We start from the raw sequence: 15716 nt of genomic DNA on the forward strand, positions 1-15716 counted from the left end.
CGGGTGAAGATCGCGCTCATGGACTCCGGCATCGGCCTGCTCGCGGCGGCTCGCGCGGTACGCGGACTGCGCCCCGACGCCGACCTGGTGCTCTCCTCGGACCCCGACGGGATGCCCTGGGGACCCCGTACTCCACGAGACGTCACCGAGCGCGCGCTCGTCGTCGCGCGGGCGGCCGCCGAGCACCGTCCCGACGCGCTGATCGTCGCCTGCAACACCGCGTCCGTACACGCCCTGCCCACGCTCCGTGCCGAGCTGGAGCCGGATCTGCCGGTCATCGGTACGGTCCCGGCGATCAAGCCCGCGGCGGTCGGCGGCGGGCCCGTCGCGATCTGGGCCACCCCGGCCACCACCGGCAGCCGTTACCAGCGCGGTCTGATCCGGGACTTCGCCTCGGCCGTCGCCGTGACCGAGGTGCCGTGCCCCGGTCTCGCGGAGGCTGTCCAGAACGCCGACGAAGCCGCGATCGACCACGCGGTGGCCACGGCGGCGGCCCTGACACCACGTGACGCGAGGGCCGTCGTGCTCGGCTGCACCCATTACGAACTGGTCGCCGACCGCATCCGTGCCGCACTCCAGCAGCCCGGCCTGCCGTCCGTCGTCCTGCACGGTTCGGCGGGTGCGGTCGCCGCCCAGGCGATGCGCCGTATCGCGGACCCGCTTGCCCCGGGCGTCGCCTCGGGCCCACGGCTCACGGTGCTGCTCAGCGGTCGCGAGTCCAGCCTTCCGGGGGCCGCGCTCGCCTATGCCGAAGGACGGCTGCTCGCGGCTGTCAGCCAGGTGCACTGAGGCCGCCGGACAGGGCCCAGGCCCTTCATGCCGAGGCCCGCGGATTCCCCACCGGGGCCGCCGCGAGCCCTCGTCGCCGGAATTGGTGCAGCGACCGGAGCACTGCCCCCCGGGGCGGAATCTGAGTACGCTGCATGGCATGAGGGAGCACCCCCGACATGAGGGCCACTCCGCTGAGCCCCCGCCCGAATCCTGGTCCGGCCGCGCCACCAACCGTGTGCAGTGGCTGCTCGCGGCCGCCGGTGCCGCGTTCGTCGCGCTCGGTGTCGAGCTGGCCGTCGACTCCAACTGGACCTCCGGTAACGCCGCCCTGTGGATGTCCGTCATCGGCTGTGTGGCGGCGGGCCTGCTGATCCTCTTCGGCACCCTGGCCTTCGTCCACGTGGCGGTCAGAGTGGAGGGCGACTGCCTGGAGGTGCGCTGTGGCCACATGGGTGTGCCGCGCCGCCGCATCCAGCTCGCGCATGTGGTGGAGGCCGACTTCGTACCCCGGGTCACCCCACGCCAGTGGGGCGGCTGGGGCTACCGCTGGCGCCCCGAGAAGGGCACGGCGGTGGTCGTCCGCAGAGGCGAGGCCCTGGTACTCAGACTGGGCGACGGCATGGTGTTCACGGTGACGGTGGACGACGCCGAGTCGGCCGTGAGGATCATCCGCAACCGGATGGACCTGCTCCCCAAACCCGACGCCGCGAACGCCTGAACGCCGACGCACAGGACCCGCCCGGCTCCGGCCGGACACGCCGAATCTGCCCGCAATATCACTCGACCGGCCTAGGCCCTGTCCGGCCGGTCTTCGCCGGGCCCCGAAGGCCTCAGCGACATCAGCCGCTACCGCGGCGGGCGCCACCTCGCCGCGTTGCCGGAACGCCACAGGAAACCACCCTGCGATCCACGGCGCCGGACGCCCCGGACGCCCCGGGCCCATCCGACAAGATCGACCGGACAGGACCCAGCCGGCCCCTCCGGCCCCTCCGGCCTCTACGACCGGACAGGACCCAGCCGGACCTCCCGGCCTCTACGGGGCGATCCGACCCGGACCGGCTCCGGCGCTCGCCTCGCTCCTTACGCGCACTCCGGGCCCGCGCTTCAGGCGGACGCGTCGGACCGCGTGTGCCGAGCCGCGTTCCCCGGCGCACGGCGGCCCACCGTAGACTCCGCCGGGTGAGCGCCACGATCACCACCGTCGAGACCCCTCCGCCCGCCCCGGCCTCCGGCGGCGGCCGGAAGCTGCTGCGAAGGTTCGTCAGGCCCGGCGGGGCTGCGCTGTCCGGCCTCCTGCTCTACGCGAGCTTCCCGCCCCGCACCCTGTGGTGGCTGGCCCTGCCCGGCTTCGCGCTGCTGGCCTGGAGCCTGTACGGCCGACGGCCGCGTGCGGGACTCGGCCTCGGTTACCTCGCGGGCCTCGGCTTTCTGCTGCCGCTCCTGTTCTGGACAGGGGCGGAGGTCGGCCCGGGGCCCTGGCTCGCCCTGGTCGCGATCGAGGCACTGTTCGTCGGCTTCACCGGCCTCGGCATCGCGGTCGTGACACGACTGCCGCTCTGGCCGGTCTGGGCCGCGGCCGTCTGGATCCTCGGCGAGGCCGTCCGCGCCCGGGTGCCGTTCGGCGGCTTCCCCTGGGGCAAGATCGCCTTCGGCCAGGCCGACAGCGTCTTCCTCCCGCTCGCGGCGCTCGGCGGCACACCGCTGCTCGGCTTCGGCGTCGTCCTGTGCGGCTTCGGGCTGTACGAGGCGCTGCGGCAGACCCTCGCGTACCGCGGGACCGGAACGGTGCCGCGCCGGGCGGCGGCCACCGCCGCACTCACGGTCTTCGCCCCCGTCGCGGTGGCGCTCGCCGCCCTGCCGCTCGTGAGCGACTCCGCCGAGGACGGCACCGCGACCGTCGCCGCCGTACAGGGCAATGTGCCGCAGGCCGGTCTCGAGTTCAACGCCCAGCGCCGCGCGGTTCTCGACAACCACGTCAGCAGGACCCTGCGCCTGGCCGCCGACGTGAAGGCCGGCAAGGAGCCGCGGCCCGATTTCGTGCTGTGGCCGGAGAACTCCTCCGACATCGATCCGTACCGCAACGCCGACGCGCGCCAGATCATCGACCAGGCCGCCAAGGCGATCGGTGCGCCGATCTCCGTCGGCGCCGTCGTCACCCCGGACACCGGACCGCTGCGCAACACCCAGATCCTGTGGGACCCCGAGCGCGGCCCGACGGACACGTACGACAAGCGGCAGATCCAGCCCTTCGGCGAGTTCCTCCCGCTGCGCTCGGTCGTACGGACCATCAGCCCCGGCTACGCCGACATGGTCCGCCGTGACTTCGGACGCGGCACCAGGCCCGGTGTCTTCGACCTCGCGGGAACCAAGGTCGGGCTCGCCACCTGCTACGAGGCGGCCTTCGACTGGGCCGTGCGGGACACCGTCACCCATGGCGCCCAGCTCATCTCCGTACCCAGCAACAACGCCACCTTCGACCGCAGCGAGATGACGTACCAGCAGCTCGCCATGTCGCGCGTCCGGGCCGTCGAGCACAGCCGGACCGTGGTCGTCCCCGTCACCAGCGGCGTCAGCGCGGTCATCCAGCCGGACGGGAAGATCACTCAGCAGACCAGGATGTTCACGCCGGACGCGCTCGTCGCGAAGGTGCCGCTGCGCTCCTCGACGACCCCCGCAACGAGGCTGGGCACGCTGCCCGAGGGGCTGCTGGCGGCGGTCGCCGTCGCCGGTCTGGGCTGGGTGACGGTCCGTTCCGTACGCGACCGCCGACGCACGGCGGCGGAGGCGGGTGCGTCGGCAGAGGCCGGACAGGGCCCAGGTTCCGGGCCCGGCCTCCGGACCGATCTCTAGCTCTGGGCCTCGCCGGGGACGGGCTCGAACCAGGTCGGCCCGTCGGACAGGGCCTGCTTGATCCGCAGCAGGGAGAAGTCGCTGAGCTCGGGCAACGCGTCCAGGGAGAACCAGCCCACGTCCACGGACTCGTCGTCGTTGACCCGGGCCTCGCCGCCGGTCGCGCGGCAGAGGAAGGCGATGTCCATGAACTGGCAGCGGTCCTTGTTGGGGAACTGAACCGGATCCAGCGCCTGGACGAGTACGACGCGCTCCACCGAGCAGTGCACGGCGGTCTCCTCGTGCACCTCGCGAACGGCGGTCGCGGCGGGCTGTTCCCCGGGCTCGGGAATACCTCCGATCAGGGCCCACTCACCGCTGTCGGCGCGGCGTGCCAGGAGCACTCTGTTGTCGTCGTCGAGTACGACGGCGCTCACTCCGGGCAGGAGCAGCAGCTGGTGGCCCGCGGAGGCCCGGATCGTGCGGATGAAGTCGGGCGTTGCCATGCGACGACCATATCCGGGGCGTGGATCACTGATGCACCCCGGCCGGTCCGGGCCCGCGTGGTGCGGCCACAGCACTCCCTGGCGAAGGGAAGGACGCCTGGGGTCTTTCGTTTGGGTCTTGCCGGGCTCGCGTGCCCCGGCACCGCGCCTCGCCGCGTTGTCGTCACTCCACGACGCTCCACGACGCTCCACGACGCTCCACGACGCTCCACGACGCTCCACGACGCTCCACGACGCCTCACTCCTCCGCCTTGCGATCCACGGCACCAGACCCCGCTCCCTGATCCGGCCTGATCCAAACGAAAGACACCAGGTCCTGTCCGGTCGGACAGGACCTGGTGTGCGCGGTATGACGGCGCACACCACCCCGGATCCCGCCTCCCGTCCGCCCGCTTCCGGGGCCGCCGGATCTCCCGCTCCCGGCGGCGTCGCCCCCGTCGCACTCGACCTCGGCGGCCGTACCGCGCTGATCACCGCGCCGCGAGCGGAATCGGCAATGTCTCCTCGGACGCGGCCTGGTCGAGAAGCAGATCGCCGACCAGGCCGCGAGGCACCGGATCTCCCCGAGGAACGGGTCCTGGCCGACGTCCTGCTCCACGACCGCGCCCTCGAGCGCCTCCTCGAACCGGAGGAGGTCGCCGAGGCGGTGGCCTATCTCTGCTCTCCGCAGGCGTCGTTCATGTCCGGTACGTCACTGACGCTGGACGGCGGCTGGACCGCGCACTGACCTGGTGGCCTCGGCGCCGTGGGCTCGGGCAGTGCGCGGAACAACAGCCAGCTCAGCGCGGGCATCAGGATCAGTGGGGCCAGGGCGATACGCAGGGAGGCCGCGTCGGCGGCGCGGCCGATGAGAGGGCTGGCCAGGCCGCCGATGCTGACGGTCAGCCCGAGGGTGATCCCGCCGGCCGTGCCGACGCGCGTGGGCAGGTAGTCCTGGCCGAGGGTGACCTGGAGGGAGAAGGGAACGTACAGGCCGACCGAGGTCAGCGCGACGAACACGTAGATCGCCGGGCCGGGTACGAACACGACGCCCGCGACAGCGGCGACCGAGGCGAGGTAGGACCAGCGGACGACGGCGACCCGGTCCCAGCGGTCGGCCAGGGTGCCGCCCAGCACGGAGCCCACCGCGCCGCCGGCGTAGAGCACGAACAGCGCGGTGGTGCCCGCCGCCGTACCGCCTCCCACACGCTGCTGGGCGTAGAGCGAGATGAAGGTGCTCAGACCGGTGAACACGATGGACCGGCAGACCACGGCCAGCGACAGCTTCACGAACGAGGCCGTGTCGTCCTTGCCCGTCGCGACCGCGGTGCCGGAGCCGCCGTGTGCTGCCTTCCCCAGTGCGCGCAGGACGGGCAGGCAGAGCACACTGCCGGCGAGGGCCGGTATCACGAGCAGTGGCGACAGGCGCAGACCGCCGGAGGAGACGACGGCGGCGACCATGAGCGGCGCGGTGGCGAAGCCGAGGTTGCCGCCGAGGGAGAACCAGCCCATCGCGCTGTGGCTGCCCTCGCTCACGAGCCGCGCGACGCGTGCGGACTCGGGATGGTAGGCGGCGACCCCGACACCGGACACGGCCACGAACGTCAGCGTCAGGGCGTAGGAACCGCTCAGGCCGCTCAGGGCGATACCCAGTCCGCCGAGGATCGTGCTCACCGGCAGGAGCCAGGGCATCGGCCGGCGGTCGGTGAGCATGCCGAACACCGGTTGGGCCACCGAGGACAGCAGAGAAGCGGCGAGCACGATGCCCGAGACCGCGGCGTAGCTGTAGGCGCGCTCGGCGACGAAGAAGGGGATGAGTGACGCGACCGCGCCCTGGTAGATGTCCACGCAGGCGTGGCCGGCCGACAGCATGATGATCGATTTATTCCTTGACACCTCGCCATGGTCATCGCCGCACCACCTGTCGTGCTTCCGATAAACTGCCAAGCAATGTCAGAAATCCGCCATGAGCCCGTGGCGCCGACCCGCACCCAGTGGCTGGCGTCCGGAGCCGCCATCGACGCCCACCGCCACGACGACCACCAGATCGTCTACGCGGGCCGGGGAGTGCTGGCCGTGACGACCAGCACCGGTTCGTGGATCGCGCCGGGCACGCGCGCCATCTGGGTACCGGCCGGCACCGTGCATGCCCACCAGGCCCACGGCGAACTCGAACTGCACCTGGTCGGCCTGCCCGCGAGTGACAACCCGCTCGGCCTGGACGAGCCGACCGTACTGGCCGTCGGCCCCCTCCTTCGCGAACTGATCCTCGTCCACACCCGCACCCCGCACGACGACAGCCCCGAACGCGGGCGGCTGCGGGCCGTGTTGCTCGACCAGTTGAGGGCCTCACCCCAGCAGCCCCTCCACCTGCCCGCCCCGACCGCCCCTCAGCTGAGGGCAGTCTGCGAGATCCTTCACGCGAACCCGGCCGACGACCGCACCCTGGCCGCACTCGGCAGGGAAGTCGGCGCCGGTGACCGCACCCTCTCGCGCCTCTTCAGAGCCGATCTCGGCATGACCTTCCCGCAATGGCGCACCCAACTGCGCCTGTACCACGCCCTGGTCCTGCTCGCCGAGAACACCCCGGTGACCACCGTGGCACACCGGTGCGGCTGGTCGTCCGCCAGCGCGTTCATCGATGTCTTCCGCCGCGCCTTCGGACACACTCCGGGAACACACCAGCCTCGCGAGCGGGCCGGCGGTCAGCCGATGTCGCCGCAGCGCCCCGGGCCGATCCGACAAGACCGACCGGACAGGCCCTAGTCCTCCATCAGTTCCAGGTCCGGTGGGACCAGCGTGGTGGACTCGACCAGGCCTTTCAGGAGGTTGTGCAGGAGGTTGTTGTCGCTGGGCGTGCCCATGGCCCTGTCGTGGAGGAGCGGGTGCGGGAAGCCCGCGTTCTGGAGGCGCAGGCGTACGTCTTTGATCTTGTGCTCGATTCTGCGTTCGCTCCAGTTGGCCTCGGGATGAAGGTAGGCGAGCTGGGCGGCGGCCCGGCGGTAGGAGAGGGGGCGGGGGCCGTCCTCGTAGAGGAGGTAGTGCTGGCCCAGGACAACCAGGAGCAGGCGTTCGTCGTCGTCCAGTGGCCAGATCCTGGGTGGGAGGGTGGCAGCCTGACGGCGTGGTACGAGTCCTGGCTGGTCGTGGCCTGTTACGTAGAGCTCGACCAGGTGTTCCCGGAAGCCCGAGCCTTTGACGAAGAGGGGGGTGTAGCCGGTGGCGAGGGGGAGGGGTTCGGAGCTGCTGTGCATCAGTCTGCCGTGGGGGAGCCGGACGAGTTGCCGGCCTGTGTTGCGCAGCCACCACTGGTGTGCGCGGTAGGTCAGTTCGCCGTGCCGGCGGCTGACGCGCAGGTCGTCGTCTCCCACGGCCAGGTCGGTGTCCGGGCGTTCGCCCCGGCCGAACCGGATGGTCAGACCCGGACGTGGGGCGACCTTGATGGCGCCGGTGACCGAGCGTGCGTGGAGGGTGCCGGGTCCGGCGGGGGCGACGCCGCGTGCCAGGCTGGCGGGGTTGTTCATCGTCGGCCTCCTTGTCGGCCTCGTCGTACGGGAGTCTGTCCGTCTTGCGTCAGTCTCCTGGGCCCGCTCGGGGACCCCTCCCGGATCCGGTCCCCGAGAATGGGGACCGGATCGGACGGCCGTTGTCCGGCCGGGCAGCCCGTGCGATACGAGGGAGCGATCGTCGACCACGGGTGAGTACCGGGCCCCGGCCGTCACGATCGCGGTGGTGACGCCGGACCCGGTGCCGGGTTCTGTCGGGCCGCGGGTCACAGGGCCGGGACGACGGTTCCGTACGGGGGTGGCAACCGTCGTCCGCCGCCGGACACCCGGCAGACGCCCACCGGCGGTCCGCGTCCTCACCCGACCTCGACGGCCGCCACATCCGCCAGTTCCAGCGCCATCCTGCGAAGCTGCGCCTTCGAACGGTCGCCACCGACCGTCACGTTCAGCGTCTCGACGGTCGTGTTGCCGTCGTGGTCGTCGTACGACCGGTGGACCACCCGGACGAGGCAGGTGTGCTCGCCTTCCGCGTCGGGCCGGACCACTGCGCTACGGCCGTTGATCCGGGTGAGTGTGCCGTCGGCCGCCGTCGGCGGCTGTCCGCGGTCGAACCGCAGCCCGACCCACAGGCCGTTGGTGGTGCTCTCCCACTCGCAGTCCCAGTTGCCGAAGCCGACCTCCGGTCGCCTGGCGTCGATGCCGGGGACGATTTCGAGGGCGTCCGCGTCCAGGAGTGTGCACGCGTCCTCGTGCGCCAGCGAGTTGGCCGGCGGCGCGGGCGAACGCCGGTCGATCACACCCCGGTTGAGTACCTCGACCGCACTGTCGGTGGCGGTATCGGCCATGGCGCACAGCGGTGCCGTGCCCTCGTTCTGTTTCGCGATGACGGTGATGTTCACGTCGTCGTCGCCGGCCGACAGCAGCGTATGACCGCACGCGTCGCTCTCGGCGGGCTCGTCCACCACGCTGACCCTCCCCACGGTCTTCCTGGGGGCCGACAGCTCCGACCGTCCTCCGTTGCCGAAGTGGATCTCGACATCCACGGGGCTCCCCGTACCGGTGTCCACGATGACGTCGCACCGGTCGAAGTTGCCGTAGGCCCGGTCGAGTTGTGCGTCGCCGAATCGCGCCAGCGCGGAAGGCTCGGCCACGGCGCAGGGGTCGGCCGCACGGTGATCGCCGATGACGGACAGCACCTTCTGCGGCGGCCCGGTGGACGAGCCCGGCGGCCGGGGATCGTCCGTCCCGCTGTTCCTGTGGTCCGCATCGCGCAGGGTGACCGGGACGGCCACGGCGAGAGCGAGGGCGAGGGCCACCGTACCGAGCAGCAGCGGCCGGGATCCGAGGGTCCTGACGAGAGCTGCCGGGCTCGCCCACCGGCCGCCCCGGTCACTGGACCCGGAGCCCCGGGCCGCGTCCGCCCGTTCGTCGTGGCCGAGCGATGCGTACGGCGTGCCCCGGCCGGTCCCCGGCTCGGCGGGTGGCAGTGGTTCCTGGAGTCCCGCGATCTCCTCCAGCAGCCCGCGCACTGCGGCCGCGTCCGGCCGGTGGCGCGGGTCCCGGTCGAGCATCGCGGGAAGGATGTCGCCCAGTGGCCCGAACTCGGCGTCGTCCGTGTTCAGTTCGACCTGGCCCCGTGCGGCGTGCCGCGCCGCGATGTACGGGTCGTACGGTTCGCGGGGGTCGACGGCCCCCGCGACGCGGGGGCGTGGCGGCTCACCGGTCACCAGGGCACACAGCATGGCCCCGAGGGAGAAGATGTCCGATGCCGGTTCCGGCTGTCCCCGCACGACTTCGGGGGCGGCGAAGTCGGGGGTGTAGCTGACGGCGCCGTTGGAGGTGATCGTTTCCATGCCACCGACCCGGTACGCGGCGCCGAAGTCGGCGAGCTTGGCGAGGCCGGCGAGAGTGACGACGACGTTGGCCGGCTTGATGTCGCCGTGCACGATGCCCTCGGCGTGCAGGGCGACGAGCGCGTCGGCGATCTGTACGCCCACCCGCGCGGCGCGTACGGGAGACAGCGGCGGGCGGTCGTCCAGGCTGCCCCCGGCCACGTACTCCATCACCAGCCAGTACGTGGCCTTTCTCCCTCTGCCCACCTGTTCTGCGTGGTGAAGAGTCACCACATGCGGGTGGCTGAACCGGGCCAGCGCGCGGGCCTCGGTCCGCAGCCCGTCGAAGCCGGCGTCGCCCGTCAGGACCCGTTTGAGTACGACATCCCGCCCCCACTCCACGTCACGGGCGAGCCACACTTCGCCCGTTCCCCCTCTCAGAGGGCCTTGGGTGAGCCGGTAGCGTCCACCGACCGTCCTGCCCACGTGCACCGCGACTTCCCCTCACCCGTGATCCGGAACCGCGCGGCATGCCGCGCGTGAACCGAACATAAAGGGTGAGAGGAGCGTCACTGTGCGTCTTCACGGGATATCCGCGTTCCGCCCTCCTCGGCCTCGGCGCGGGACGGAGAGGGCGAACACGCGGACAGCGAACACGTGTCGTACACCGCCGCCCGCACCCGCATCACCATGCTCCGTGTGTGTCAGCCGGCGAAGTGATGCCTTCCCGAGCGGACGGCGAAGACCGCGCAGCCGTCCTCCCTGCGCAGGAACTCGGCCGTTCCATGGGCGACGTCCGCGCCGTCCGCCGCCTCACCGGCGGGGACCCACACCTCGGCGGTGGTGTTGGCCGGCAGGGACACGGTGAGCCGGAATCCCCCGGAGTCCTTCTTCCAGCGTGTGGCGACGGCTCCGTAGAGCGAATCGAAACGGCCCTCGGCCTCCGTCACCCCGCCGCCGGGCCGGGGCCGGACGACGATCTTCCGGAAGCCGGGGCCGCCCGGTGCGATGCCGGTGATGTTCGCGTACATCCATTCGCCCACCGAGCCGTACGCGTAGTGGTTGAAGGAGTTCATACCGGCGTCCTGGAAGCCGCCGTCCGGTGTGATGGAGTCCCAGCGCTCCCACATCGTCGTGGCGCCCCGGTCGATCTGGTAGCCCCAGCTGGGGAAGGTCCGTTGAAGCAGCAGCCGGTAGGCGACATCGGTGTGACCGGTGGCGGTGAGTACGGGCAGCAGCCGCGGTGTGCCGAGGAATCCCGTCGACAGATGCCAGTCCTCGGCCCGGATCAGCTCGACGAGGCGGTCGGCGGCGGGCCCGCGGTCGGCGTCCGCCAGCAGGTCCATGGACAGGGCCAGTACGTATCCGGTCTGCGTGTCGCCCTTCACCCGTGCGCCCGTGGTGACATACGCGGAGCGGAAGGCGTCCCGGACCGCGTGGAACAGGGAGACGTACGGCGCCGGGTCCTTGCCCAGTACCCCGGCCGTCCTCGCGACCAGGTCGGCGCTGTGCGCGAAGTACGCGGTGCCGATGACGTCCTTGGGGGTCTCCTCCTGGACGTTGAGCCAGTCGCCGAAGCCCTCGGCGGGGCGCAGAAGGCCGTTGCTGTGCCGCTTCAGATAGTCGAGCCACTTCAGCATCGAGGCCCAGGACTGCTCCAGCACCCTGACATCCCCGTACGCCTGGTACAGCGCCCAGGGAACGGTGACTCCGGCGTCCCCCCAGCCCGCCACGCCCTGGCCGACCGCTCCGAGATCCGGTGCCACATTGGTGAACGCGCCGTCGGCGCTCTGGCCGTCGCGTACGTCCCACAGCCACTTGGTGAGGAAGCGCGCCGACTCCATGGTGTAGGCGGCGGTGGGGGCGAAGACATTGATGTCGCCGGTCCAGCCGAGCCGCTCGTCGCGCGCGGGAGTGTCGGTGGGAATGGACAGGAAGTTGCCGCGCTGGCCCCACGTGATGTTGCTGTGCAGCTGGTTGAGCATCGGTACGTTCGTCCTGAAGTCCATCGTGAACGGGGCCGAGGTATGGATGACCCGCCCCACGACCGCGTCCAGGGACGGCCGGCCCGGATAACCCGTCACCTCGACATAGCGGAATCCGTGAAAGGTGAAGCGCGGCTCGTACGTCTCCGTGCCACCGCCCCTGAGGGTGTACGCGTCGGTCGCGCGGGCCGTGCGCAGATTGTCGGTGTAGAGCGTGCCGTCGGGGTTGAGCACCTCGGCGTGACGCAGCCGTACGGTGGTACCGGCGGAGCCCGAGACGGTCAGCCGGACCGCGCCGACCATGTTCTGGCCGAGGTCGAAGACGAAGACGCCGGGTCTCGGTTCCGTCACCCTCCGGGCGGACAGCTCGCTCTCCACCCGTGAGGGGCCGCCGACTTCCGCCACGACCGCGGCGGTGACGCCCCCGACCGCCTCCGCCCCCGCCCAGCCGGCGGTGTCGAACCCGGCGCGCGTCCAGCCGTCGGTCTCCAGGCGGGCGTCGTACTCCTCGCCCGCCACCAGATCGGCGCCGGTGACCGGTCCGGCCGCGGCGCGCCAGTCGGTGTCCGACAGCACCCGCTCGGTCGTCCCGTCGGCGTACGTGACCTCCAACTGGGCCAGCAGCGCGGGCCGTTCACCGTACTGATGCGGGCCGAACCACGCGATGTCGCCGGCGTACCAGCCGGCCGCGAGGGTGACGCCGAGCGCGTTGGCCCCCGGTATGAGCAGGCGGGTCACGTCGTACGTCTGGTACTGGACCCGCTTGTGGTAATCGGTCCAGCCGGGGGCGAGCCGGTCCTCGCCGACACGCTCGCCGTTGAGGTGCGCCTCGTACAGACCGAGGGCCGTGGAGTACAGCCGGGCCCGTGCCACGGCCTTGCGCCGCAGCCGGAACTCGTGACGCAGCTGCGCCGCGGGGGAGTACGAGGCCCGCACCGCGCCCCACGGACCCGCGCCCCACGCGGCGAGCACCCTGGCCGGTGACCATGAGCTGTCGTCGTAACCGGCCGAGCGCCAGTCGCCCACGGGCTCCCGGTCGGTGGTCCGCCAGCTGCCGTCGGTGGCGAGGGTGCGTACCCCGGCGGCGGTCGTCAGCTCCAGCAGGCCCAGCAGACCGGCCGGTCCCACGGCGGCGTTGGTGGCCGAGACGGCGATCGTGTTGGCGCCGGGGCGGAGCAGGCCGGTCACATCGACGACAAGGGGGCGCTTCCAGTTCTCCGCGGGGCCGACCGCGTCGGTGTGCGCGACCCGGGTGCCGTTCACATACGCCGTGCAGCCGTCGTCGGCGGCCATGACCAGGCGGGCCCGGGTGACCCCCGCCGGGACTTCGGCGCCGTCGCGGAACCACCGCGTCGCGGCGGGGGCGCCGCTCGTCGGATCCCCCTCGGGGAACCAGATCCACGAGGCGCCGTCCAGGGCGGGGGCGCCGACGATCGAGGAAGGGGCGGCGATCCAGCGAGCGGACCAGTCCGAGGCGTCCGTGAGCCCGGTCTCCCACCAGGACGGAGCGCTCCACGCGGAGACCGTGCCGTCGTCGTCCCAGACGCGCACCGACCAGGAGTAGCGCGTACGCGCCGCGAGCGCCGGGCCCGCGTACGGGACGAGGACCGACTCGGAGGAGGTGACCTTGCCGCTGTCCCAGACATCGGGCCCGGCCAGAAGCTGCGGGGCGGTGGCGACACGGATCTGATAGGCGCTCTGCGCCCGGCCGGGCCGGTCGGACACGAGGGGCCAGCTCAGCCTGGGATGCGGGGTGTCGAGGCCGAGCGGGTGCCGGACGTACTCGACGGTCGGACCGGTGACGCGCGCGGCCGTCAGGGCGCCGGGCCCGGACCCGGCCGCGCGGGCGGCCGGCAGCGGCCCGGCGGCCAGTGCTGTTCCCAGGGCGGTGGCGGAGGTACCGAGCAGTCGTCTTCTGCTGATCACAATGCGCTCCGTTACGACTCGATGATGAATCGTTTCACTTGCGTGAAATTAGGGAGAAGGGTGTGACCTGTCAAGGGTTCCCGTGAGGCTTCGCGCCGCTCGGGATATTTGCAACTACCCCCTATTGACGGGGTAGTTGGCGTGGACTTAGGTTCCCGTTCAGGAGTGTTGAAACCTTTCATGCCCGGACGGGGCGACAGTGGGCTGCCGCGCCCTCCGGGCCTGGCATCATCGACGCATGGTTGATCGCATCACCGCCGCGTGTGACGGGGCGTCGAAAGGTAATCCCGGGCCCGCCGCCTGGGCCTGGGTCATCGCCGAGAGCGGGGGCGAGGAGCCGGGGCGCTGGGAGGCTGGGCCGCTGGGCACCGCGACGAACAACGTTGCGGAACTCACCGCTCTGGAGCGCCTGTTGGCCGCCACCGACCCGGCCGTGCCGATGCAGGTACGGATGGACTCCCAGTACGCGATGAAGGCCGTCACCACCTGGCTGCCGGGCTGGAAGAAGAAGGGCTGGAAAACCGCTTCGGGCAAGCCCGTCGCCAACCTGGAGCTGGTCGTACGCATCGAGGCCCTGCTGGCCGGCCGCTCGGTGGAGTTCATGTACGTACCGGCGCACCAGGTCGACGGGGACCCCCTGAACGCGTTCGCCGACGGAGCCGCCGGCCAGGTCGCCGTCAGCCAGCGGGCAGCGGGCACGTCACAGGGGTCCGCGGCGCCCGTGCCGCAGAGCGCGCCGCCCTCGCGTGGCCGGGCCACAGGGCGGGTGAAGGAGGGGGCGGGCTCGCCACGGCAGGCGAAGCAGGCCCGGAAGGCGGGCACCATCACCGCCAAGTTCCCGGGCCGGTGCCGCTGCGGCCGGTCGTACGAAGCCGGTGAGCCGATCTCGAAGAACCCGAAGGGCTGGGGGCACCCGGACTGCCGGACGGCGGAGGCCGACCAGGCCTGAGAGGTGAGTCCGGCGTCCTGCCGGGTGCCCCATCGCCTCAGCCCACCGGGTTCCAGCCGTCCGAACCGGCCAGGTACCTGGCGGCCGTGTAGTCCGCGGCCTGGGCGGCCGTGAGCTGCGGGCGGTTGGCGTTGACCGTCGCGCCGGCGCCGGTGTTGGCGTACTCGCCGAAGCGCGCCGACTTCCACGGGAAGCTGCCGAAGTCGGCCCACGGGGCGGCCGTCCTTATCGCGGCCGGGAGCGCGGTGTCACGGATCACCAGCTGGCCGACGGCGTCGGCGGTGGGGTGCCAGGGGCGGCCGAGGGAGAAGGTGTTGGCCGCCGCCGAGCTGTTGACACTGCTGTTGGTGATGAGGAAGCCGTACTTCTTGGCCGAGTTGGTGTTGGGCGCCGAGAGATAGCCGTTGTTGCCCCCGGCCGCCGCGCCGCGGTCGCGCAGGGTGATGTTGACGCGGTCGTAGACGGCGGTGGCGTTGCCGAAGATGAAGTCGACGTCACCGCTGATGAAGGAGTTGCGGAAGTACTGGCGGTACTGGCCGGTCGCGGACGGCGCCCAGTTGAGGACGGTGTCCTGGTGGGCGATGAACCGGTCGTTGCGGAAGACCTGACGGTCGCCCTGCGCGTTGACGGCCACGGCCTGGGTGTCGGTGATGTCGGGGTGGTCGGCCCTGAGCCAGGTGTTCTGGATGGTCACACCGGTGACGGTGAGATCGTTGGCGGAGAAGGTGGCGGTGGCGCTGCCCGCGGTGCCGTAGGTGCTTCCGTCGGGCTTCTTCGTACCGGCCGCGTTGTCGTAGGTGATCACGACGTCCTCGGCGTTCCCGGTGGTGCCCGCGATCGTGAGCCCCTTCTTGCTCACCGGCACGTTCACGACCTCCCGGTACGTGCCCTTGGCGACCGACACCGTGTCACCGGCGGCGGAGGCGTTGACCGCCGCCTGCACGGTCCTGTACTGCGCGGAGCCGTCGGCGGCGACGGTACGTGTGGTGGAGGCGGCCCGATGCGCCGGGTTGGCCGCGGCGTTCGCGCTCGGCACCGGCGGGAGCGCGCCGAGCCCGGTGGCCGTCACGGCCGCGGCCAGGAACGTCGCCGTACGGCGTCCGTTGTACGACCGGCGACGCGGGGCGGGCGCCGCTGACGAGGGGGGATTGAGGGCACTGCGGGGACCGGACATCCGGCACGTCCTTCATCGAGGGGGATGACACCTCTCAGTGGCCGCCGCCGCGACAAAGGTTGCCGGCCGATCGGCGTCCCCACCCGGCCCGTTGCCCTCGTCGTCCCTGCCCTTGTCCTCGTCCCTGTCCGCCGGTGGCCGTCCCCGTCGACTGATGAGCCGTTGGACGTCCGCGACGCCGGCGGGAAATTCTCCATTCCTCGTCCGATACCGCTCAACCCCGTCGCGCGGTCATACGTCCTAACTCCCGAGGGCCGAT

Annotated in this window: 11 protein-coding genes and 1 pseudogene; 6 read left to right on the forward strand and 6 right to left on the reverse strand. The window is 71.7% G+C overall.

What is annotated here, in order from left to right; genetic code table 11:
- Positions 1–3: 3 nt before the first annotated feature.
- From ACIOJD_RS14950 to lnt, 3 genes are all read left to right on the forward strand, one after another.
- Complete coding sequence (locus tag ACIOJD_RS14950) at positions 4–789, forward strand: glutamate racemase (RefSeq protein WP_401912844.1); 786 nt, start codon at positions 4–6, stop codon at positions 787–789.
- A 139-nt stretch (positions 790–928) separates the two neighbouring features.
- Positions 929–1489: a hypothetical protein gene (locus ACIOJD_RS14955; RefSeq protein WP_401912845.1), complete on the forward strand. Its 561-nt coding sequence runs from the start codon at positions 929–931 to the stop codon at positions 1487–1489.
- A gap of 461 nt (positions 1490–1950) precedes the next feature.
- On the forward strand, positions 1951–3621 hold the full coding sequence (lnt, locus tag ACIOJD_RS14960; protein ID WP_401912846.1) for an apolipoprotein N-acyltransferase: 1671 nt from the start codon (positions 1951–1953) through the stop codon (positions 3619–3621).
- Here lnt and ACIOJD_RS14965 read toward each other — a convergent pair.
- Positions 3618–4106 (reverse strand): NUDIX hydrolase, encoded by a 489-nt coding sequence (locus ACIOJD_RS14965; RefSeq protein ID WP_401912849.1) that lies wholly within the window; start codon positions 4104–4106, stop codon positions 3618–3620. The two genes, lnt and ACIOJD_RS14965, sit on opposite strands and share 4 nt — an antisense overlap.
- Positions 4107–4621: 515 nt before the next feature.
- Here ACIOJD_RS14965 and ACIOJD_RS14970 point away from each other — a divergent pair.
- Positions 4622–4833 (forward strand): annotated as a pseudogene (locus ACIOJD_RS14970) (SDR family oxidoreductase); the annotation flags it as partial.
- On the opposite strand, the gene ACIOJD_RS14975 reads toward ACIOJD_RS14970, so the two are convergent.
- A complete protein-coding gene (locus ACIOJD_RS14975; protein WP_401912852.1) occupies positions 4758–5981 on the reverse strand; it encodes an MFS transporter in 1224 nt (407 codons plus the stop codon). The pseudogene ACIOJD_RS14970 and the gene ACIOJD_RS14975 overlap by 76 nt on opposite strands.
- Positions 5982–6035: 54 nt before the next feature.
- Here ACIOJD_RS14975 and ACIOJD_RS14980 point away from each other — a divergent pair, with 54 nt between their 5' ends.
- A complete protein-coding gene (locus ACIOJD_RS14980) occupies positions 6036–6851 on the forward strand; it encodes an AraC family transcriptional regulator (RefSeq protein WP_401912854.1) in 816 nt (271 codons plus the stop codon).
- On the opposite strand, the gene ACIOJD_RS14985 is transcribed toward ACIOJD_RS14980, so the two are convergent.
- From ACIOJD_RS14985 to ACIOJD_RS14995, 3 genes are all read right to left on the reverse strand, one after another.
- Entirely contained in the window at positions 6848–7609 is a 762-nt protein-coding gene (locus ACIOJD_RS14985) for an FHA domain-containing protein (RefSeq protein ID WP_401912857.1), read from the reverse strand. The genes ACIOJD_RS14980 and ACIOJD_RS14985 overlap by 4 nt on opposite strands.
- Positions 7610–7947: 338 nt before the next feature.
- Complete coding sequence (locus ACIOJD_RS14990; protein ID WP_401912860.1) at positions 7948–9915, reverse strand: serine/threonine-protein kinase; 1968 nt, start codon at positions 9913–9915, stop codon at positions 7948–7950.
- Positions 9916–10127: 212 nt separating this feature from the next.
- On the reverse strand, positions 10128–13334 hold the full coding sequence (locus ACIOJD_RS14995) for an alpha-L-rhamnosidase (protein ID WP_401912861.1): 3207 nt from the start codon (positions 13332–13334) through the stop codon (positions 10128–10130).
- 238 nt (positions 13335–13572) lie between these two features.
- On the opposite strand from ACIOJD_RS14995, the gene ACIOJD_RS15000 reads away from it, so the two are divergent.
- Positions 13573–14283 (forward strand): ribonuclease H, encoded by a 711-nt coding sequence (locus tag ACIOJD_RS15000; RefSeq protein WP_401912864.1) that lies wholly within the window; start codon positions 13573–13575, stop codon positions 14281–14283.
- Positions 14284–14320: 37 nt separating this feature from the next.
- On the opposite strand, the gene ACIOJD_RS15005 is transcribed toward ACIOJD_RS15000, so the two are convergent.
- The gene (locus tag ACIOJD_RS15005) at positions 14321–15457 is read right to left on the reverse strand and encodes a pectinesterase family protein (protein ID WP_401912867.1); all 1137 of its coding nucleotides are present in this window, start codon (positions 15455–15457) and stop codon (positions 14321–14323) included.
- Positions 15458–15716 lie beyond the last annotated feature (259 nt).

Origin of the sequence: Streptomyces sp. NPDC088116 (genome assembly GCF_044741745.1) — a bacterium.
Classification (GTDB): domain Bacteria; phylum Actinomycetota; class Actinomycetes; order Streptomycetales; family Streptomycetaceae; genus Streptomyces.

Bases quoted from the DNA above. Each gene is read 5' to 3' on its own strand.
- ACIOJD_RS15005 (WP_401912867.1), bottom strand. From the start codon at position 15,457: ATGTCCGGTCCCCGCAGTGCCCTCAATCCCCCCTCGTCAGCGGCGCCC.
- ACIOJD_RS14955 (WP_401912845.1), top strand. From the start codon at position 929: ATGAGGGAGCACCCCCGACATGAGGGCCACTCCGCTGAGCCCCCGCCC.
- ACIOJD_RS14980 (WP_401912854.1), top strand. From the start codon at position 6,036: ATGTCAGAAATCCGCCATGAGCCCGTGGCGCCGACCCGCACCCAGTGG.
- ACIOJD_RS14985 (WP_401912857.1), bottom strand. From the start codon at position 7,609: ATGAACAACCCCGCCAGCCTGGCACGCGGCGTCGCCCCCGCCGGACCC.
- ACIOJD_RS14965 (WP_401912849.1), bottom strand. From the start codon at position 4,106: ATGGCAACGCCCGACTTCATCCGCACGATCCGGGCCTCCGCGGGCCAC.
- ACIOJD_RS15000 (WP_401912864.1), top strand. From the start codon at position 13,573: ATGGTTGATCGCATCACCGCCGCGTGTGACGGGGCGTCGAAAGGTAAT.